We start from the raw sequence: 20,070 nt of genomic DNA on the forward strand, positions 1-20,070 counted from the left end.
CAACTACCTTGAAAAACGCCGTACCTGTGAAATCACAATCTGATATTTTCAACTTTAGAATTGCTCCCTTTCTCTCACCGACTTGAGCTAGGAGAAGAACTATCAACGCATTACGCCACTGAGAGTGCTTAAAAGGATTACTGGGATGATTTGGTTGAATGATATCTAATAGTTTGTAGAAAGCCTTATCTGGAATGACAGATATTTCAGGATCACCATTCAATGTCCGAAGCTCCGTATCACGCCGAATACCAAGCAATATGACCGACTTCATATCAGAAAAGCGTTTTTCGATATAAGTTGGTACGTGTCCAGTACTGTGGTGCTCTAGGTATAGATACTCTAGAAAAGCAAGAGACCGGCGAATACGATTATTTGTCGTTGGAGGGACTACAATCGACGAAACCGTCTTAGTGGAATGAATAAGGTTATTAATCGCCTTGTTTGATAACCGGAAAGTAGCAACCTCTTTATGAGCAGTTATGCCTTTGAAAGTAAACTTCGTACTTTGAGTAAAGCGTCTAACTTCTTCTGCCTGCAGCATCTCACCTGTAGATATTCGTTGTTCAATATCAATACCCTCATGATCTAACCACTCAAAGAAAAATCTTAAATCATGTGCGACTGATATTTGAGTGTTGATAGCGTCATTCCCGTAACTTTGATACAGATGATTACAAAGGGAGTAATCTGGAAGGTAACTACTATTAACAAGAGATACTCGGGTTTTCCCCCCTATTTGATATATGTGGAGTTTTACTTGCATAATCTGCCTTTACAAAAAAAGTTTATACACATTAACTACTAGTACAGTTAGCCAGTAACAACCAGTTAATGATATTAATTATCACTAAATTATTAAGGCATTGATACTTAATAGTTTAATAAAAATAATGTATTTACAGATTAAAGATTACACTTAATTACCTGATGACCAACTTATGACGACTTTCTTTTTCATTGATATACCCAATAAGAAAAAACCGCCCGAAGGCGGTTTAGGTGTTAATTAGAATTGGTAAGTAGCATTCACGTAATATGTACGCTCTGGTGATGGGTATCCACCAGCAGTCTCGTACTCTTCGTCAGTTAAGTTATCCACTCGACCATTTAAAGTAAGGTTTTCATTCGCATAGTAGTTCACTGAAACATCAAACAAGCTATACGCTGCGAGATCTTCAGAGAAGTCCGGTCTCTCACCTACATATTGGTAACCTAATGAAACATCAACATCATCGAAACTAGCCACTGCATTATACTTGTAAATCTTCTTAGCTCGGCGTATCAGTTGCTCACCAGATTGATCTTCTGGGTCTTGGAAGTTAGCGCTCACTTGGTGATTAATAAAGCTAGTATCAAATCCAACGACCATTTCAACACCACGTAGTTGGCTTTCGCCATCGGTATTGTAGTACTTGCTTGTCGCGTAGTTGTAATCAATTAAGTCTTCAACGTTCGTGTCATAGCCAGTAATCGACCAATCAACGTCCTTGATTAAGCCACCAAAAGTCAACTCGAATGAATCTGCCTTTTCAGCTTCTAACTGTGCATTACCGTAGTAGCTATATAGTTGATATAAGTTAGGTGCCTTGAAGGATGTGCCATAAGCTGCTTTTACGAAAAGCCACTCAGCATAACGGTAGCCTAACCCGGTGTTGTAAGTGGTTTCAGTACCAAACTGCTCATTATCATCAACGCGAAGGCTCAGCTCGCCAAACACTTTATCCGCGTCTGCATTTAATGCTGCAAAGTATGCAACATTCGTTCTGTCATATTCAGTATTCGAAGGCTTCACAATATAAGCCTCATCACGCCAATCTACACCGCCGCTTAGAGTCAGTGCCGAAGTCAATTTGTATGAATTCACCCATTGAACATTTAGCTGTTCAAGCTCATCAGATGTTGCTGACGCTGAGTTCTTGCCTAAAGACTGTTCGTAGTTCCAGTTATCTTGATTCTGATAGTTAACTAGGAAATCAGACTTAAGTTCACTGCCACTATATTTAACCCCAGCAGCAAAGGTAGAATTCTGAACTTCTGCCTCTTTGTAAGAGTGGACAGGTGCTCCCGTAATATAATCAACATACGAACCATCATATTGAGAGATAGTCTCAAACATGCGGAAGTTAGCAAAACCACTCCATTGCTGATCAAAGTTATGAACATAACCAATTAGTGCGTTGCGCGATTCAAAACCATGGCGGTCACCATCATTTATTCCAGGCATTGGATGAACGTTGTATCCCTCATCGGAATCGTAACCAACAGACACGTTCAAGTGACCATTTTCACCGACCTTAGTACCACTAACAAAGCTCAGCTCCTGGTAATCTAAGCTTCCTAAACCTGCACTAACTGCCGTTTTTTCATTGTCAGAGTTTGCAACAGTAATAATGTTGATAACACCGCCGATAGCTTCTGAGCCATACATAGCAGCACGGGCACCTCGAACGTATTCCACACGATCAACGAATGTAATTGGTAACTGGCTAAAGTCGACTCCACCTTTTGCAGCGCGAGCAAAACGAATGCCGTCAATTAACACAAGAACCTGATCAGAGTTAGCACCTCGAACAAAGATCGAAGCTTGCTGGCCTCTACCACCATTCTGTGTAACTTGAATACCCGTTAATCGTTTGAATACATCAGTTAGTGACTTAGCTTGAATACGAGCTATATCTTGACGTGTCACAACCTCAACTTGAGCGACAACACTTTCAGTGCTTTGCTCAAAACGGTTAGCCGTAACCACCATGGTTTCGTCGGCAGATGCTTGTTGGGCGTGTAAATTGGAGATAGGTGAAAGCAGCGATGCTACAGCAACCGCTAAAAGGGATTTGTTCATGTTGTGATCCTAAATCGCGTAAAGTCCTACCAAACCACATCTTATGGTTTGGCCGCTGGCAGGTATTCGGACTCAAGAGCACAACCTTTATGGTTACCTAATACTCGACTTCCCACAAAAAGCTATTTGCAGTGTCTTATGAATACTCGTTCTCTTTTACCGCTGCGCGTCAGTTCTGGATTTACACCAGATTCCCTCTTCAGCCATCTATACATCTAAATGACACCAGCTTGCCGAAGATAGTATTGACCTCTGAATCATTTGTCTAGTCTAAGATAGTTATAAGCTATAGTTTTCATGGCCTATTTACACTGAATGACTCTCAACACTGGACAAGCGCCTGTGATTGAATAAAATCTGCGCTCTTGATTTAAAAGCACGACAGCAAAAGGCATAACAATGGCGAATTTAGATGTAAACCCGCAACGCTACCAAGAACAACTGGCAGAAAAGACAGAGCGTCTTACTGAAATGTTCTCAGAATATAATGTGCCTGAGCTGGAAGTGTATGAATCTCCAGAACAACACTACCGCATGCGTGCTGAGTTCCGCGTGTGGCATGAAGGTGACGATATGTATTACGTCATGTTCAACCAAGAGACTAAAGAAAAATATCGCGTAGACCAGTTCCCTGCTGCTAGCCGTCTAATCAATGACTTGATGCCTCTATTAACGGATGCAATGAAGGACAACCACTCTCTACGCCACAAACTATTCCAAGTAGATTTCCTTTCTACATTAAGCGGCGAGATTTTGGTGTCACTACTTTACCACCGTCAATTAGGTGAACAGTGGATTCAAGATGCTAAAGTACTTAAGCAGCAATTAAACGATGAAGGTTTTAACCTAAACCTGATTGGTCGTGCGCGTAAGATGAAAATCGTACTGGACCGTGACTACGTTATTGAAAAGCTAGACGTGAATGGTGATAGCTACATCTACCAACAAGTAGAGAACAGCTTTACTCAACCAAACGGAAAAGTAGCAGAGAAAATGTTGGAATGGGCTGTCGACTGTACTCAAGACAGCAAAGGTGACTTGCTTGAGCTTTACTGTGGTAACGGTAACTTCTCATTAGCGCTGGCACAAAACTTCGAGCGTGTACTGGCAACAGAACTGGCGAAGCCGTCAGTGGAATCTGCGCAATACAACATCGCGGCGAACAACATTGAAAATGTTCAGATCATCCGTATGTCTGCAGAAGATTTTACCGTAGCAATGGAAGGCAAGCGTGAATTCCGTCGTCTACAGCAAGCGAACATCGATCTTAAGAGCTACAACTGTAACACTATCTTTGTTGATCCACCGCGTTCAGGTATGGATGTAGATACTTGTAAGATGGTTCAAGGCTACGAGCGTATCATGTACATCTCTTGTAACCCTGAAACGTTGAAAGAGAACCTAGAGATCCTAAGCGAAACACACAATATCACTCGTTTTGCTCTGTTTGACCAGTTCCCTTACACCCACCACATGGAAGCGGGTGTATTCTTAGAGCGCAAAGCATAAGTCTCGCTTTCTCGGTCTAAGACAAACAGCAAATACAAAAAAACGAGCCAATTGGCTCGTTTTTTTTATTTATAGATTGGTTTAAGCGGTTTTACCGATAAAGCCTAGCTTCTTACCTACCCAGGCTAAAAGCAGCATCGCGACAATAATCGCAAAGAAGTTTGAACCTGCATCAGGGTGTTGTGCTTTCACAAAAGCCGAGTGGCCAAATGCACCCACGAAGAAACAAGCTAGACCTACTAGTGGGATATCTTCAGATACTGGATTAGTTAGGTATTCTTGGTAAAGCGCTTGTACTGCCAAAACTAAAGCGATAAGCGGGAAAATAGAGAAGCCCACTTCGCTCATTGTTACCCAAGATAACAATGCATCACCACACACACCAGCTACAACAGCAAGTACGAGTGTCTTTCTTTCAGAACCACGGTTTACAGTATTATTTTCATTCGACATTATTCAATCCCGCCTTTTAATCGGTTACGTTCACGTTCTTTACGATACCAAAAAGCTCCTTTGGCCATCATTCGCAATTGCATGATCAAGCGTTCAGCCAATTCATCTCGCTGACGTCGATCTAAATCTAATGCTTCTGCCCCTGAGTTGAAGACTAAGATGACCGAGGCTTCAGCTTGAGTGAAAGCTTCGTCCCTTGTCATGCCAGTCGTTATCAAATATTCGGTTAACTCAGCAGAGAAGTGCTGTATCTCACGAGCTACCGCTGCACGAAACTCAAATGAAGTTCCTGAGCGCTCTCGCAATAACAGTCTGAATACGTTAGGGCTGCTTTCAATGAATTCCATAAAGGTTTCAACCGATGTGCGAATCACACTGCCTTCTTTTACTATACGTTGCCTAGCTTGACGCATTAACTGGCGCAACAGTAAGCCACCTTCATCAACCATGGTTAAGCCAAGCTCATCCATGTCTTTGAAGTGACGATAAAAGGAAGTCGGTGCTATTCCAGCCTCACGAGCGACTTCTCTCAAGCTTAGATTGGAAAAACTACGATCGGCACTGAGCTGGCTAAATGCTGCATCGATTAAGCTGCGACGAGTTTTTTCTTTTTGCTGTGCGCGAATGCCCATTGGTTTCATACTTTATCAATTTCTTCTTTTACAGCCTAAACAGGCATGTCTAATACTCTGTTTAATATAACGCGAATCACTTATTTATATAAGGCACTCTGGTTATATAAGACACTAAACATACCTCTTTGTTCACGTACCGAAGTAAATACGTTCGCAGAAAAAATTTCAATATCCACACTGTCATTTGGAGACATACGACAGACCAAATATTATTTTTTCGATAACACTGCGTGATCCCACCGACTCTCTGATGCCCTTTTCATGTACCCAAGAACAGAATCAGTTAAAATCTCGCTAAAGCAATGTTAATCAAATATAACAAGGAAGATATCTATGCCGCACTCCAACCACTTTGATGTAATCGTAATTGGTAGTGGCCCCGGAGGCGAAGGGGCAGCGATGGGATTAACCAAAGCCGGGTTGAACGTTGCAATCATTGAGAAAGAGAGCAGCGTTGGTGGTGGTTGTACTCACTGGGGAACAATACCTTCAAAAGCACTGCGCCATGCCGTAAGTCGTATTATCGAATTCAACAGTAATCCGCTGTTTTGTCAGAACAACAAAAGCATTCACTCTACGTTTTCCAACATTTTGGGTCATGCTAAATCAGTTATCGATAAACAGACTCGATTACGCCAAGGCTTCTACGACCGCAACCAGTGCACGCTGGTATTTGGTACTGCACGTTTTATCGACACCAACACTGTCTCGGTAATGCAAAGCGATGGCACTGAAGAACATTACAGTGCAGACAAATTTGTTATCGCGACAGGCTCTCGCCCTTACCAACCAGATAACGTCGACTTCCTGCATGAACGTATCTACGACAGCGACTCGATTCTTTCTCTTAAACACGACCCGCAACACATCATCATCTATGGTGCTGGCGTTATTGGTTGTGAATATGCGTCGATTTTCCGCGGTTTGGGTGTAAAAACCGATCTTATCAATACTCGTGACCGCTTGTTGTCATTCCTAGACAATGAAACCTCAGATGCACTTTCTTATCACTTCTGGAACAGCGGTGTCGTGATTCGCAACGATGAAACCTTTGAGAAAATTGAAGGGACTGATGATGGCGTGATCATCCACCTAGAGTCAGGTAAAAAGATGCGTGCTGACTGCCTGCTCTATGCCAATGGCCGAACGGGTAATACCGACAAACTTAACCTTGGTGCTGTTGGCTTAGAAGCGGACTCTCGAGGTCAGGTATCAGTGAATACCAACTACCAAACTAGCGTTGATCACGTTTACGCGGTAGGTGATGTCATAGGCTACCCTAGCCTAGCAAGCGCGGCTTATGACCAAGGTCGATTTGTTGCCCAAGCAATTGTCAAAGGCGAAGCAGAAGGTCACCTAATTGAAGACATTCCAACAGGTATCTACACCATCCCTGAGATCAGCTCTGTAGGTAAAACAGAACAAGAACTTACCGCTGCAAAAGTACCGTATGAAGTAGGACGTTCTTCATTCAAGCACCTAGCTCGCGCTCAAATTGCGGGGAAAGATATTGGTAGCTTGAAGATTCTGTTCCATCGCGAAACCAAAGAGATTTTAGGTATCCACGTGTTTGGTGAGCGTGCAGCTGAAATCATTCATATCGGACAAGCGATTATGGAACAAAAAGGTGAAGCAAATACCATCGAGTACTTTGTGAATACGACCTTTAACTACCCAACCATGGCAGAAGCTTATCGTGTTGCAGCACTCAACGGTCTTAACCGTTTGTTCTAGATAAAGAACCGATAGGAGTATTTGACCACCCATAGGCCAAATACATAAACAGCAAGCCGCGCGCTTGCTGTTTTTATTTAAGACATTGAATAATAGGGAATTAGTAGCAATTAGATCATGATGTTCTAAATACCTCTTTACCTGTACAACCTCATTTACCCTTCCATAAACAGAGTCCCAAGAGCTAAGCGAGAAACTCACCCTTCTTCCACTGAGAAACAAACAACACACCCAAGCCAACCCCGCGCATTGCCATAAAGCTCAGCATCGCTAGCCACAGTGCATGGTTCTCTAAACCTGATGCTAAGTAGAAAATCGCGAAGAAACTGCAGGTCGCAACAAACATACTATTGCGCATATCCTTGCCTTTAGTGGCCCCAACAAAAATACCATCCAACAAGAAGCACCACATAGACACCAATGGCATTGCGATTAACCACGGTAAATACACCTCGGCTTGGCTCTTCACGTCTGGGATTGTAGTGATCATATTAATTAAGCTCGAGCCAGCAATTGCGAATACTATGGTCAGTACCAAACAAATATTGAAGCTCCAGAAGAAAGTACCAATCAATGACTGGTTCAGTTCATCTTGGTCTTTCGCACCTATCGCCTTACCGACCATGGCTTCCATTGCATAGGCAAAACCATCCATCCCATAAGAGATGATCATCAAAAAACTCATCAACACTGCATTGGCCGCAACAACATCATCGCCAAAGCTTGCACCTTGGAAGGTCATGAAAGTGAAAGTCGCTTGTAGGCACAATGAACGAAGAAAGATATCGCGATTCAGTTTCACGAAACGACTCAAACCTTGGCTGGTTTTCTTAAGCAGATCCCATGGCGATGGCAACTGTTTCTTCGCCCAGATTCGGTAAACACAAATCAGGCCAAATGTTAGACCAGCATAATCAGCCATTACAGATGCCAATGCTGCACCTTCCACTTGCCACCCTAAACCGATAACAAAAACGATATCCAAAACGATATTAGTGACATTGGTGATTATCACCATCCACATTGGCGCTTTGGCATTTTGAGTCCCGAGCAACCAACCTAGAATCACAAAATTAGTCAGCGCAGCAGGCGCACTCCAAGCTCGGATTGAGAAGTATTGCTGACCATAGTGCTTAACTTGATCACTGGCGCTGCTCAATGAGAAAACTAAATCGGCGACTAGACTGTGTAAAAGCAAAAAGGCACCTGCAAACCCTAAAGCCATGGTCACACCTTGCACAAAAACTAGGCCAAGTTGCTTACCATCATTCGCACCATAAGATTGTGCGGCTAGCCCTGTTGTCGACATACGCAGAAAACCAAGCAACCAAAAGGTCACGCTGATCATTGTGCCGCCCAGCGCCACACCACCTAAATACCAAGAATGCTCTAAGTGGCCGATAACCGCCGCATCGACTAAGCCCAGCAGTGGAACAGTAATATTAGAGAGAACCATCGGGATCGCGAGCAACAGCACTTTTTTGTGCATCGCCTGATTGGATAGCGTTTGAAAAATAATTTGGGGGTTAAATAGCTTCACGATCACCTCTTAGTTTAGAGGCGATAGTTTAACCTAGTGGGTGGGCTTTCACTATGTTGTGGAATTTTACTTATACCGATTGTGTACTCAGTTACTCGAAATGCAGAATCGCTAAGATTACCACTTAACGAGTACTAACTGCGGCGTTAAGCGCTTTTTGACCTGAGAGATTTTACAAAGAAGTCGCTGCCACAACTTCCAACGATTACATTGCTGTTCTAATGGTGAAAATGACTTAACCCATTGAGCCCATGGCAACCAATTGAGAACACTGTCTATTGGTGAAGATAACCCGTGAGCATACTTTCCTGAACCAAGCTTTTGCCCAAGAGCACTAGAGCTTTTATCTCCAGCTAACACTAAACACGCGTGTGCATGAGTAAAATAACGACTGAGAGACTGAATAAAGTGCGCGGTCTGTTGTTCATTGCAATCCAGCAGAGCATGTTCACACACCACCATCACTGAGGCTTGTTCTGGAATGTTAAGTTCATCCAACCAAGTTAGTTCATCAACAGAGCCACACTCCAAACGATAGCGTTCATTTTTGTGGAACAGGCGTTGGCGCCACACTAGGTTTTCCGTCACATCCAGCTCAACCCAATGGCAGCGTCCATTATCCAAACGGTAGAAACGAGTGTCGAGCCCTGCCCCAACATTGATGATCCAGGCATCTGGGTTGTGAGACAGAAATTGTTGAACTTGAGAGTCACAAAGTTGAGTCAGTGTTGCGTAGAGAAGTTGTTGCTGATCGAGCTCGCCAGTAAGACATTCAGGTGCGAGTTGGCAACGCTTGCAGGCTTGTGCTGCGATAGGGTCATAAACGAGACCATCATCAGCTAGGCTTTCACGACTACGAAACCAAAGGTGTTGAACGAGGTTGGTTGGAACTTGGAATTCTTGATGTGCAGCCCCTTGAACAGAAGAAGCCTTTTGCACAGAGGAGCGCGGCTTACGAGTAAGCGGCTTCATTTGAGGTTTGGTTGGGTTTGGCATCATCATCTTCCTTGTATCTCGACAAAGAAGATGATAATGAATATCAATTACAATAACAAGTTATTGAGAATAAATATCAATAAACTGTTTGTACTTATTACATCCAGTCGGTGTTACGAATAATACCAACCGCAAGTCCTTCAATAGACAAGTGTTGAGATTCTAGATCGACATGGATTGGAGAAAACTCTTCATTTTCAGCGTGTAACAGAACCGTTGAACCTTTACGTTCTAGGCGTTTTACCGTTACATCATCATCGACACGAGCCACGACAACCTGACCATCGCGTACATCTTGTGTTTTATGAACAGCCAGTAGATCACCATCCATAATACCGATGTCTTTCATACTTTCGCCATTTACACGAAGTAAGAAGTCAGCTTGTGGCTTAAACATGCCAGGGTCAACTTGGTAATGCATCTCTACATGCTCTTGAGCCAAGATAGGCTCACCAGCGGCAACCTGACCGATTAATGGTAAACCTTGCTCTTCGTTTGCAGCATCTTCGAGCAAAATACGAATACCGCGAGACGCACCCGGGATAATCTCAATCGCTTCTTTACGAGCAAGAGCTTTCAAATGTTCTTCTGCAGCATTAGCAGAACGGAAGCCTAGTTCACGTGCGATTTCTGCACGTGTCGGTGGCATACCGGAATCTTCGATCTTACCTTTGATAAGGTCAAAGACTTGTTGCTGGCGGGGCGTTAACGGCTTCATGATTCACCTGTCTTTTTATACAGTTGACTGTGAGTATATCCAGTAACTGAACAAAAGCAAAGCAATTGGTTGTTTTTAGTTCATTTTTAGCAAATTACAAAAACAAGATATCTAGCCATACATAACCGGCTAGTGCCAAACAGATGAAAACCGCAGCCGAACCGACATCTTTCGCCATCCCGGAAAGCTCATGGTGTTCACTGCCGATTCGGTCGACAACCGCCTCAATCGCGGTATTGATTAGCTCGACAACCATCACCAACACGACTACTGAGATCATCAGGATTCGCTCTACTTGGCTTACATCTAAGTAAAATGCCAACGGAATAAGCACGGCTGCCATGAACACTTCTTGTCGAAATGCAGCCTCGTTTTTAAACGAACTGGTAATGCCTTGCCATGAAAAGCCTGCTGCTTTGATGATGCGTTTGAATCCGGTGTTTGATTTTTTGGTCATTTTTAACCCTATACTCAATCAGTCGATGAATGATTTTCCACAAACTTAACGGCAATATGACTATTTCCATTAAAAGGTTAGACCAGTTTCTGGTATTCTTGCATCGATTAAATTTACGCCTAGGCTTATCCCTATTTCACTCATAGGATTTATCCTTTTTAGCATAGAAATAGAGATACGCTTCAGCACATTGAAATAACTATTGAGGCAGTGAACCTATATGTCTTCTGGACAATCTTTTTCACGTTCATTAATGAAGCTACCTTTATCCGTATTGGTAAAGGGCACATCAATTCCTTCAAACCCTGTCGAGGATTTGAACATTGATTTGAGCAAACCGATTGTATACGCCTTACCGTTTCGCTCAAGTGTAGACATTCTTACATTGCAAAAACATGCACTTGAATTAGGCCTACCTGATCCGTTGAGCATGCTTGAAATCAACGGCAAATCACTGCAACGCTACGTTTTTATCTCTTCTCGCAAAACTCTACTGCAAGACGATGATTATGTACCAAGCTCTTCAATTGAAGTTTTCTCTGAATTGCTTTCACTACACGCTGACGACTCTGAACTCGATGTTCAAGTCATCCCTGCCACTGTGCTGTGGGGACGCAAACCTGGTAAAGAGAATAATCAGAAGCCTTACCTGCAGGCAATGAACGGCTTAGAGAAATCAAAAGCAGTATTGCTAGCAGGCCGCGACTGTCTGGTTCGTTTTAGCCCAGTGGTTTCTCTACGCTATATGGCCAATTCACACGGCACCGACAGCACCATCGCTCACAAACTGGCGCGCGTGGCACGAATTCACTTTTCTCGCCAGAAACTTGCTGCCTCAGGCCCTAACCTGCCAAGCCGCCAAGCTCTGTTCGATCGCCTACTAAAATCAGAAGCGATCAAGAAAGCGATTGAAGACGAAGCGCAAGCAAAGAACATCTCGATCGAGAAAGCGAGCAAAGAAGCTCAAGATATCATGGACGAGATTGCGGCGAACTTCTCTTACTCGCTGATCAAGCGTGGTGAGAAGATTCTTGGCTGGCTGTGGAATAAGCTATACCAAGGCCTGCATATCAGCAACGCTTCAACGGTTCGTAAACTGGCTCAAGATGGCCACGAGATCGTTTATGTACCTTGTCACCGTAGCCACATGGATTACTTGTTGCTTTCTTATGTCCTTTACCACGAAGGCATGGTGCCTCCGCATATCGCTGCGGGTATCAACCTGAACTTCTTCCCTGCCGGTCCGATTTTCCGTCATGGTGGTGCGTTCTTTATTCGCCGTAGCTTCAAAGGCAATAAGCTTTACTCGACCATTTTCCGTGAATACCTAGCGGAATTGTTCGCTAAAGGTTACTCAGTAGAGTACTTCAGTGAAGGTGGTCGTTCTCGTACAGGTCGTTTACTGCAAGCGAAAACGGGCATGCTAGCGATGACAATTCAAGCAATGCTGCGCGGCATGAACCGTCCAGTGACTTTGGTTCCTGTGTACATCGGCTACGAGCACGTGATGGAAGTGGCGACTTATGCGAAAGAACTTCGTGGCAAGCGTAAAGAGAAAGAAAACGCGAGCCTAGTGATTCGTACCATTCGTAAGCTGCGTAACTTTGGTAAAGGCTACGTCAACTTCGGTGAGCCGATTCAGCTGAACCAATACCTGAATGAGCACTCACCAGAGTGGACGAAAGACATCGATCCTATGGGAACCAGCAAACCACAATGGATGAACCCGGTGGTTAATGACTTGGCGACCAAAATGATGACGCACATTAACGATGCGGCAGCGACCAATGCCCTGACCCTTTGTGCAACGGCACTATTGGCTTCAAGACAGCGCGCATTGTCTCGTGATTCTTTAGTTTCTCAGATCAATTGCTACCTGTCTCTGCTTAAGAACGTTCCATATTCTGCAACGTTCACTGTGCCAAAAGACAGCGCTGAAGATTTGGTAAAACATGCTGAATCACTGAACAAGTTCTTGATTGAATCAGACTCAATGGGCGACATTATTTCACTAGACCGTCACCAGTCAATTCTGATGACCTACTACCGTAATAACATCATTCACTTGTTTGCTCTGCCATCATTAATTGCTCAGATGACTATTCGTCAGCACGGCTTAACGATTGATGCGATTCAAAAGAATGTTGCAGCAATTTACCCTTTCTTGAAGAAAGAGTTGTTCCTAAGCTACGACGAAGATCAGCTTGAAGATGTGGTTTCAAAGATCATTGAAGAACTAGTCGGCCAAGGCATGCTTGTAGTTTCTGATAACGAAGTCACCATCAACCAGTCAAACAGCCAAGCACTGATGCTACTAGGTCGTACGATTTCAGAGACACTACAACGTTATTCAATTGCTCTGAACCTATTGGCTGAGAATCCTGATTTGGATAAATCAGACCTTGAGCAGAAGAGCCAAGACATTGCACAGCGACTTGGCCGCCTGCAAGGCATCAATGCACCAGAGTTTTTCGATAAAGGTGTGTTCGCTTCAATGTTCGCAACTCTGAAACAGCAGCAATATCTGGATAACGATGGTAACTGTGATCTAGAAAAGACTCAGCAATTCGCTAAGCTTCTCTACTCAATGCTTTACCCAGAAGTACGTTTGACGATTCAAGAGAGTATCCACCAAGCAGAGTAACAACCCGTTTGGTGTCGCTTTAATAACAAAACGGAACACGATCAAAAAAGGCACCCAATGGGTGCCTTTTTCTTTAGCATTCGTTAACTCGAAAAGCTGATGCTTACCAGAAGGTAATGAACAAACCCACGGTCACTGCCATTCCAACATAGTTGTTGTTGAGAAAAGCTTGAAAGCATAGGTCGCGGTCTCGGTGGCGCATCAGATGTTGTTGATACACAAATAAGCTCCCAGCTACCAACAGTGCCCAATAGAAGGTGTCACCTAATTGGTAATACATGCCTAACGCAATCAGCATCGCTAGGGTGACGAGTTGCAAAGAACCAATAATCAGTTTATCGAAGCGACCAAATAAAATAGCCGTCGATTTAATGCCAATCTTCAGATCGTCATCTCGGTCAACCATCGCATATTGCGTGTCGTAGGCAATAGTCCACAATGCATTAATCACGAAGATGAACCAGACAACGCTTGGTAGCTCATTGGTTTGCGCAGCCCAAGCCATTGGTATTGCCCAGCTGAACGCCAACCCCAGAAATATCTGAGGAAGGTGTGTAAACCGCTTCATAAAAGGATAAATAAAAGCTAAACCAACACCGATAAAAGAGAGCTTTATGGTCAGTGGATTCATGGTGAGTACCAACAAAAATGAAACCACGGCTAGCACTAAAAAGAGCAGAATCGCTTCCTTACTGGAAACCAAACCTGAAGGTAATGGACGCTGCTTGGTACGTTTAACATGACCATCTACTTTACGGTCAGCAAAGTCATTGATCACACAGCCAGCTGAACGCATCAACACCACGCCGAGTACGAAAACAACCAAGACATCAAAATCAGGCATACCTTGTGCGGCGATAATCAGTGACCACAAGGTCGGCCAAAGGAGTAACAGGGTACCAATCGGGCGATTCATTCGCGTTAATTGCCAATACGCCTTCGCTTTGGTGGCAAGCATTTACACACTCTCCTTAGAGTAAATGGGTGATGTTGGTAAAAACAGTTCTGCCACAAGCATCGGTTTATGGTTCATCCATAATCGAGAACGACGCGCGAGTAATCGCTCATCGCCTGCGATAACCCAACCGACTTGCAGCGCATCTCGCTCCACGTTCTCAGCACTGAAAACGGTCAATCCAAGCGGGACATTACCTTGTTGAGAAAGGTCAGAGTGTTGATGGTCTTCTAATGTGACTCGGGGGATCAAGGTTCGACCTAACACCCACGGTTCGTCATCACCCTTTAAAATCACTTTACGCAGTAAGCAATCAAACGATGATAAAAGATGTTCCTCGTCCTGTTGTAGCATTGAGCGTTCTACAACTTGATTATGAAGCAACTCAACAGACAGGTGCTGACAGCACTTACCTAACTTGCGGGAAAGAGAACCTTGCTCCATCAGCCACTCTTTGGTGGTTTTATTAGGAAAATCAAATGTTTCTGTACTTTGCCAATCTACATTCATTAACGAATTAAGATACAGCGATATTGGCTGATTCATACTAGTATTCAATAGGTGACTTTACACGTACAATAAAGCTTCAACTTTCGAACAAAATTAAAGCGTTCTTCGAATTGTAAACGTATTTAGATTTAGACCGCTCATTGTAACAAGACTAATGCGTTTCGAATATCGCGAATAAACTAAAGAAAAGTCACAAATATGCACAAACGTTATGTAGCCCAAATATTTCTTGCGATTACCCTACTCTTTTCAGCATCAAGTTTCGCTGAAGAGGAGTCGGCAGCTAAACTCGCCTACTTCACACTAGAGCCAGACCTGACCACCAATTTTTACACTAAAGGTAAAAAACTGGGCTACATTCAGGTTCGCCTCGACATCATGGTGGCAAATAGTAACGACTTGGCCGCTATTGAGCATCACCAACCACTGATTCGCGATGCGGTGATTGAATTGCTTGGCAAACAAAACGAAGAAACCATTAAGTCTCTATCCGGCCGTGAAGACTTAAGAAAATCCTTAGTTGAGCACCTCAACAAGATTTTGCTTCCAGAGACAGGTAAAACCCTGATTGCTGACTTACTGTTTACCAAATACCTTTATCAGTAATGATGTAAAACGAATCCCAATAAAAAAGCGGCTCATCTGGCCGCTTTTTTGTCTCTATCGTTTGCCTACTCACGAGAAGATATGAGTTAACTTCTTGCCGAGCTTGGTGCTTTCATCGCATCGATAAAGCCAATAATCACACCAGCGGCTAGGCCAGCTAAATGCGCAGTATTGGCGATAGCCATAAATGGCTGCATGTACCCAAGTACCAACCACACCAACATAAAGCCGACAATCTGTCTCGGGATACCTAAACCAAGTTGCGGCGCCTTCGCACCGACAACCCATAAGTAACCAACCAAGGCATACACAACACCAGACAAACCACCGAAGTTCGCCCCCTCAACCCAATACTGCCCAGCACCTGAAAGCGCAGAAGAGACAGCAAATATTTGCAGTAACTTAAGACCGCCTAACTTTTTCTCAATATCTCCACCCAGTTGCCACCACCACAAGATATTAAATGCGATGTGCATAACTGAGAAATGCAAAACAGCATGACTGAGCCAGCGCCACAATTGCCATTGCTGCCCATCAACCGCAGGGAAATGCAATGCGTTAAAAATCGCTTGCCCGAACCCTATCTGCTGCAAAGCAAAAATCACCACACACACCAACATGATACTCAGTGTCACTGGGCCAGCTTTGGCTTTTATCATGCCCATGAAGCTTGGCGTGTGATAATGAAAGTTGCTCTTTCTAGTCTCTGCCATATCCCAAGACGCCGCTTGATAACGCTTATGATTGGGTTCCGACAAAAAGCGGTTGAGCTCAGCTTCAGTTTCCACCTGAAATTGACCATCAATAAGCCAAAGAGCAAAACGCCCTTCCCCCTCAGGAGACATCTGAATAGGGATCTGACGAGACGCCATATAATCAATAAATGCTTGAGCAAGACGTGGGTTGTCTAACACCATCAATCTAATCATTGTTACTTCCTATTCATACTATGAGAGATGCTTGAAGCGATAAAGGTAATTAACCAGCAATCACAGGAAGTTCAGCACGGTGCCAAGCTTCGAAACCGCCGTCTACACTATATACCTCTTCAAAGCCTTGGTTCACTAAATATTGTGCTGCACCTTGGCTACTAATACCGTGGTAGCACATCACCAAGATAGGTTGTTCGAACTCAACCTCATCCATGAACGACACCATTGTATCGTTAGTCAGGTGGTAGGCTGTTTGTGAGTGAGCAACCGCAAAAGACTGCGGGTCACGTATATCGACAAGTCGAGCGTTGCCTTGTTCAATGAGGGCTTGAGCGCCTTTAACATCGATATGTTTAAACTGGTCCATGACTTTCTCTTTTATACTGATTTACTTTGCTGCCATTGTAACCTATCCCAAGGCTAACATTCACATCCACTTAATAAGGTTATCCACCAGCGATCACTTTTACACCATTTGTGGATAAATCTGTGAATTGCGTGAATAAAGTGCCTTTTTAAAAATAGATCCACAACATGTAGTAAGGATCCTGATCTAACTGTGGGTTAACTGAAAAATATCCCCACTCGAAAAACCCCGTCAAAGCCTTACTACACCCTGCTTTTAGACAGCTGACGAATAAACTTCTCACAGAGTTATCCACAAAATCATTTTGCAAATTTCGATCGCAAAAATTGAGAAATCGATCCAAAACAAAAAGGCCGAGATCTCTCGATCTCGGCCTTTTCAAAATTCAGTTATTTGCTAGCTCTACTATTAGAAGGTAGAAGCTAATAGAAACTAGATGCTATTAGAAATCGCCAACGGCTTGCTTCAATTTCTTCATCGCATTCTTTTCTAACTGGCGAACACGCTCTGCAGAAATGCTGTAGGTATCCGCTAAGTCTTGCAGGGTCGCTTTATTGTCGTCTAACCAACGTGAGCGAACAATGTGTTGGCTACGCTCGTCTAAGCTTGCTAGTGCGAGTCCTAGGCGGTTATTGGTGTGTGACTCCCAGTTAGCCGCTTCTATCGTTTCAGCAACGTCTGATGCTTTGTCTTCTAGGTAGTAAACTGGAGCTGTGTAAGCAGAACCGCCGTCGTCATCGTCCATAGGCGCTTCAAACGTCGCGTCTTGTGCCGCTAAGCGAGATTCCATTTCACGAACTTCAGAAGGCTCAACACCTAGCTCACGAGCAACTGTCTCAACTTCACCGTTATTAAACCAACCTAAACGCTTTTTAGACTTACGAAGGTTAAAGAACAGTTTACGCTGTGCTTTAGTTGTCGCAATTTTAACGATGCGCCAGTTACGCAGAACGTATTCATGGATTTCAGCTTTAATCCAGTGAACTGCGAAAGAAACCAATCGAACACCAACTTCTGGATTGAAGCGCTTAACAGCCTTCATCAAGCCGATGTTACCTTCCTGGACGAGATCAGCCATTGGCAACCCGTAGCCAGAGTAGCCTCTTGCAACGTGCACCACGAATCGTAGGTGGGAAAGGATCAAACCTTTCGCAGCATCGATCTCACCTTTGTAATGTAATCGCTCTGCAAGTCCACGTTCCTCTTCAGGTGTCAGCATTGGGTAGCTGTTCGCTGAGCGGATATAGCTATCTAAACTATCTTGTGTGACTAAAGCCATTTGATACGCTTGGTTTGCCATTCGGTTCCTCATCAATCTCTGATCTGGAGTAATACATCTATTAAAACCCGACAATCTTGAACCTAAAATGAACAGGTTTCAAGGAGGGGGAAGTAATTATGCATAATCAATTCGTCTATACAAGGCAAAAACTGGTTAAGAAGTGCCTATTTTTCGTCTAAATATGACTCTATTCACCTAAACTGGTTCAATTTCTTTTAGGTGACGCTGTGCAGAAAGCTTCGCAGCCACACTACCCAGCAGGGTTCCGATGATCAAAAGCAGTAAAGATTCATCCCAACTCAGGCCAATTAAACGGAAGTGGCTGTCGTATAGCTGAGCCAAGTCATCCACTGCGCTGTTCAGTAATACGGTAATCAATGCCGTCATTACCCAAGCGCTAATCGAACCTAAAACGCCAAACCACATCCCTGCATAAAGGTATGGTCGAAGAATATAACTGTCGGTCGCACCAATCAGCTTCATGGTTTGAATCTCTTCTTTATGCGCCAACACATTAAATCGTAGTGTATTGCCGATAATCAGAAATACCGCGCCCAACATCAATACCGTTAAGGTAATCACGATGACAGCCGCTAATGCTTTGATCGCATCTAATCGAGCTAACCAATCTTCGTCTAAGCGAACATCGGTGACTAATTCTTGTTGTTTAACTGTGCCTGCCAGTTCTTTAATTAGGGTATCGCTGTGTACGCTTGGCGTAATCACCAGCACACCTGGCAGTGAATAATCGTCTAGGATGGTTAGGGCATCTTCAAAACCAGAATACTGGCTGAGGTCTGCAAGCCCTTGCTGTGGAGAGATGTACTCCACCAGCTCGACTTGATCCCAACTTTCGATTTCATCCTTAAGCACCATTACTCGGGGCTCAGGAATACCATCCTCTACATAAGCACTTATTTGTGACGGACTAGTGACATCTTGCGCTACTTCACCCACATTTTTACCCAATAGGTACAAACAAGCTGGCATCGCCAACGCCATTGAGATCACCGCAAGGGTCAGCAAGTTGCCTAACGGGCGCTGCCACATTTGCGAGAACGATGACTTGGCTTGTTTCCAGTGAACAATAAAGAAGCCGTCGCTTGAGGTGCGGTTCGCTGCTCGATTAGATTGAGGTTTCTTAATGCGCTTATTCGCGGCCATAGTCTTCAACCTCACTCAAAAATCCTTGGTTTAATTCAAGATGGCGGTATTGAGGGCGAGTGTTCACTAACCCGATATCGTGCGTCGCTAGGATGATCGTAACACCTGCGCGGTTGAACTCTTCAAACAATCGCAACACACGGTTAGATAATTCAGGATCTAGGTTACCGGTAGGCTCATCTGCTAAAAGCAGAGTTGGGCGGTTCACCACAGCTCGAGCAATACCCACGCGTTGTTGTTCACCACCCGAAAGTTGGCTTGGCAAACAACGGGCCTTGTCTAGTAAACCTGTTTTGTCCAACGCAGCACTGACTCGGCGTTTTATTTCGTTTTCAGAAATAGATTCAATGCGCATAGGCAGAGCAACGTTATCGAAGATCGAGCGATCCATCAGCAGGCGATGGTCTTGAAAAACAATCCCAATATTACGACGTAAGAAAGGAATGTCTTTGGCTGGGATACGAGTGATATCGTGATCGTTGAACCAGACTCGTCCATCGGTTGGACGCTCTATCGCGCAGATCAACTTCAGCAAGGTACTTTTACCAGCCCCAGAGTGCCCACCCAAAAAAGCCATCTCTCCACGTTTCAGGTGAAAGTCTACTTTTTGGAGCGCTTGTCTTCCACCTCGGTAAGCTTTACTCACTTGCTGAAATTTGATCACCGAAAATTCCTCTTACGATCACTAATATCAAATTTAAAAACGGTAGCAAATTAAGGATA

The 20,070-nt window shown here is 43.9% G+C and carries 19 protein-coding genes and 1 riboswitch; of the genes, 4 read left to right on the forward strand and 15 right to left on the reverse strand.

The features are described 5' to 3' along the window. Positions 1-766, reverse strand: a 766-nt coding sequence (locus tag FTW16_RS01105; protein WP_222433353.1) for a hypothetical protein, incomplete at its 3' end; no start/stop codon positions are given. A 243-nt stretch (positions 767-1,009) separates the two neighbouring features. Further along, complete coding sequence (gene btuB / locus FTW16_RS01115) at positions 1,010-2,845, reverse strand: TonB-dependent vitamin B12 receptor (RefSeq protein ID WP_146489775.1); 1,836 nt, start codon at positions 2,843-2,845, stop codon at positions 1,010-1,012. Between the two features lie 39 nt (positions 2,846-2,884). Further along, positions 2,885-3,090, reverse strand: a riboswitch (cobalamin riboswitch). A gap of 154 nt (positions 3,091-3,244) precedes the next feature. Here btuB and trmA point away from each other — a divergent pair. Further along, the gene (trmA, locus tag FTW16_RS01120) at positions 3,245-4,354 is read left to right on the forward strand and encodes a tRNA (uridine(54)-C5)-methyltransferase TrmA (protein ID WP_019820518.1); all 1,110 of its coding nucleotides are present in this window, start codon (positions 3,245-3,247) and stop codon (positions 4,352-4,354) included. A gap of 81 nt (positions 4,355-4,435) precedes the next feature. Here trmA and FTW16_RS01125 read toward each other — a convergent pair whose 3' ends face one another. Next, positions 4,436-4,807, reverse strand: coding sequence for a YijD family membrane protein (locus FTW16_RS01125; RefSeq protein ID WP_004736696.1), 372 nt, complete (start codon positions 4,805-4,807; stop codon positions 4,436-4,438). Continuing rightward, positions 4,807-5,448: an HTH-type transcriptional repressor FabR gene (gene fabR, locus FTW16_RS01130; protein ID WP_010438693.1), complete on the reverse strand. Its 642-nt coding sequence runs from the start codon at positions 5,446-5,448 to the stop codon at positions 4,807-4,809. The genes FTW16_RS01125 and fabR overlap by 1 nt, the downstream gene beginning before the upstream one ends. 327 nt (positions 5,449-5,775) lie before the next feature. Here fabR and sthA point away from each other — a divergent pair, with 327 nt between their 5' ends. After that, entirely contained in the window at positions 5,776-7,176 is a 1,401-nt protein-coding gene (gene sthA, locus FTW16_RS01140; protein ID WP_061019802.1) for a Si-specific NAD(P)(+) transhydrogenase, read from the forward strand. Between the two features lie 184 nt (positions 7,177-7,360). Here the strand turns inward: sthA and dinF are convergent, their stop codons facing one another. The 4 genes from dinF to FTW16_RS01165 form a co-directional block, all read right to left on the reverse strand. Next, entirely contained in the window at positions 7,361-8,716 is a 1,356-nt protein-coding gene (dinF, locus tag FTW16_RS01145; protein WP_186727998.1) for an MATE family efflux transporter DinF, read from the reverse strand. 117 nt (positions 8,717-8,833) lie between these two features. Further along, entirely contained in the window at positions 8,834-9,712 is an 879-nt protein-coding gene (locus FTW16_RS01150; protein WP_146489776.1) for a class I SAM-dependent methyltransferase, read from the reverse strand. Between the two features lie 97 nt (positions 9,713-9,809). Continuing rightward, entirely contained in the window at positions 9,810-10,430 is a 621-nt protein-coding gene (gene lexA / locus FTW16_RS01155) for a transcriptional repressor LexA (RefSeq protein ID WP_019820514.1), read from the reverse strand. 94 nt (positions 10,431-10,524) lie between these two features. After that, positions 10,525-10,887 (reverse strand): diacylglycerol kinase, encoded by a 363-nt coding sequence (locus FTW16_RS01165; protein ID WP_029405300.1) that lies wholly within the window; start codon positions 10,885-10,887, stop codon positions 10,525-10,527. Positions 10,888-11,107: 220 nt separating this feature from the next. Between FTW16_RS01165 and plsB the strand changes: the two genes are divergently transcribed. After that, complete coding sequence (plsB, locus tag FTW16_RS01170) at positions 11,108-13,531, forward strand: glycerol-3-phosphate 1-O-acyltransferase PlsB (RefSeq protein ID WP_146489777.1); 2,424 nt, start codon at positions 11,108-11,110, stop codon at positions 13,529-13,531. Positions 13,532-13,634: 103 nt separating this feature from the next. Here the strand turns inward: plsB and ubiA are convergent, their stop codons facing one another. Then, on the reverse strand, positions 13,635-14,489 hold the full coding sequence (ubiA, locus tag FTW16_RS01175; RefSeq protein ID WP_146489778.1) for a 4-hydroxybenzoate octaprenyltransferase: 855 nt from the start codon (positions 14,487-14,489) through the stop codon (positions 13,635-13,637). Further along, entirely contained in the window at positions 14,490-15,032 is a 543-nt protein-coding gene (locus FTW16_RS01180; protein WP_186727999.1) for a chorismate lyase, read from the reverse strand. A 162-nt stretch (positions 15,033-15,194) separates the two neighbouring features. On the opposite strand from FTW16_RS01180, the gene FTW16_RS01185 reads away from it, so the two are divergent. Continuing rightward, on the forward strand, positions 15,195-15,602 hold the full coding sequence (locus tag FTW16_RS01185) for a flagellar basal body-associated protein FliL (protein WP_048610748.1): 408 nt from the start codon (positions 15,195-15,197) through the stop codon (positions 15,600-15,602). Between the two features lie 86 nt (positions 15,603-15,688). Here the strand turns inward: FTW16_RS01185 and glpG are convergent, their stop codons facing one another. The 5 genes from glpG to ftsE all read right to left on the reverse strand — a co-directional run bounded on the left by glpG (position 15,689) and on the right by ftsE (position 20,011). Next, positions 15,689-16,531, reverse strand: a complete 843-nt coding sequence (gene glpG, locus FTW16_RS01190; protein WP_146489780.1) for a rhomboid family intramembrane serine protease GlpG — start codon at positions 16,529-16,531, stop codon at positions 15,689-15,691. 49 nt (positions 16,532-16,580) lie between these two features. Further along, complete coding sequence (gene glpE, locus FTW16_RS01195; RefSeq protein WP_048658877.1) at positions 16,581-16,901, reverse strand: thiosulfate sulfurtransferase GlpE; 321 nt, start codon at positions 16,899-16,901, stop codon at positions 16,581-16,583. A 442-nt stretch (positions 16,902-17,343) separates the two neighbouring features. After that, positions 17,344-18,201: an RNA polymerase sigma factor RpoH gene (gene rpoH, locus FTW16_RS01205; protein ID WP_108083487.1), complete on the reverse strand. Its 858-nt coding sequence runs from the start codon at positions 18,199-18,201 to the stop codon at positions 17,344-17,346. Between the two features lie 177 nt (positions 18,202-18,378). After that, positions 18,379-19,347, reverse strand: coding sequence for a permease-like cell division protein FtsX (gene ftsX, locus FTW16_RS01210; protein WP_146489781.1), 969 nt, complete (start codon positions 19,345-19,347; stop codon positions 18,379-18,381). Then, the gene (gene ftsE, locus FTW16_RS01215) at positions 19,334-20,011 is read right to left on the reverse strand and encodes a cell division ATP-binding protein FtsE (protein WP_004736585.1); all 678 of its coding nucleotides are present in this window, start codon (positions 20,009-20,011) and stop codon (positions 19,334-19,336) included. Before ftsE ends, ftsX begins: the two co-directional genes overlap by 14 nt. Positions 20,012-20,070: the final 59 nt, after the last annotated feature.

It is taken from the genome of Vibrio sp. T20, from assembly GCF_007858795.1.
Taxonomy (GTDB): domain Bacteria; phylum Pseudomonadota; class Gammaproteobacteria; order Enterobacterales; family Vibrionaceae; genus Vibrio; species Vibrio satsumensis.

Coding starts and splice junctions, on each gene's coding strand:
- rpoH (WP_108083487.1), bottom strand. CDS start 18,201: ATGGCAAACCAAGCGTATCAAATGGCTTTAGTCACACAAGATAGTTTA.
- FTW16_RS01180 (WP_186727999.1), bottom strand. CDS start 15,032: ATGAATCAGCCAATATCGCTGTATCTTAATTCGTTAATGAATGTAGAT.
- glpG (WP_146489780.1), bottom strand. CDS start 16,531: ATGATTAGATTGATGGTGTTAGACAACCCACGTCTTGCTCAAGCATTT.
- FTW16_RS01150 (WP_146489776.1), bottom strand. CDS start 9,712: ATGCCAAACCCAACCAAACCTCAAATGAAGCCGCTTACTCGTAAGCCG.
- fabR (WP_010438693.1), bottom strand. CDS start 5,448: ATGAAACCAATGGGCATTCGCGCACAGCAAAAAGAAAAAACTCGTCGC.
- sthA (WP_061019802.1), top strand. CDS start 5,776: ATGCCGCACTCCAACCACTTTGATGTAATCGTAATTGGTAGTGGCCCC.
- btuB (WP_146489775.1), bottom strand. CDS start 2,845: ATGAACAAATCCCTTTTAGCGGTTGCTGTAGCATCGCTGCTTTCACCT.
- plsB (WP_146489777.1), top strand. CDS start 11,108: ATGTCTTCTGGACAATCTTTTTCACGTTCATTAATGAAGCTACCTTTA.
- ubiA (WP_146489778.1), bottom strand. CDS start 14,489: ATGCTTGCCACCAAAGCGAAGGCGTATTGGCAATTAACGCGAATGAAT.
- trmA (WP_019820518.1), top strand. CDS start 3,245: ATGGCGAATTTAGATGTAAACCCGCAACGCTACCAAGAACAACTGGCA.
- ftsX (WP_146489781.1), bottom strand. CDS start 19,347: ATGGCCGCGAATAAGCGCATTAAGAAACCTCAATCTAATCGAGCAGCG.
- lexA (WP_019820514.1), bottom strand. CDS start 10,430: ATGAAGCCGTTAACGCCCCGCCAGCAACAAGTCTTTGACCTTATCAAA.
- FTW16_RS01185 (WP_048610748.1), top strand. CDS start 15,195: ATGCACAAACGTTATGTAGCCCAAATATTTCTTGCGATTACCCTACTC.
- glpE (WP_048658877.1), bottom strand. CDS start 16,901: ATGGACCAGTTTAAACATATCGATGTTAAAGGCGCTCAAGCCCTCATT.
- FTW16_RS01125 (WP_004736696.1), bottom strand. CDS start 4,807: ATGTCGAATGAAAATAATACTGTAAACCGTGGTTCTGAAAGAAAGACA.
- FTW16_RS01165 (WP_029405300.1), bottom strand. CDS start 10,887: ATGACCAAAAAATCAAACACCGGATTCAAACGCATCATCAAAGCAGCA.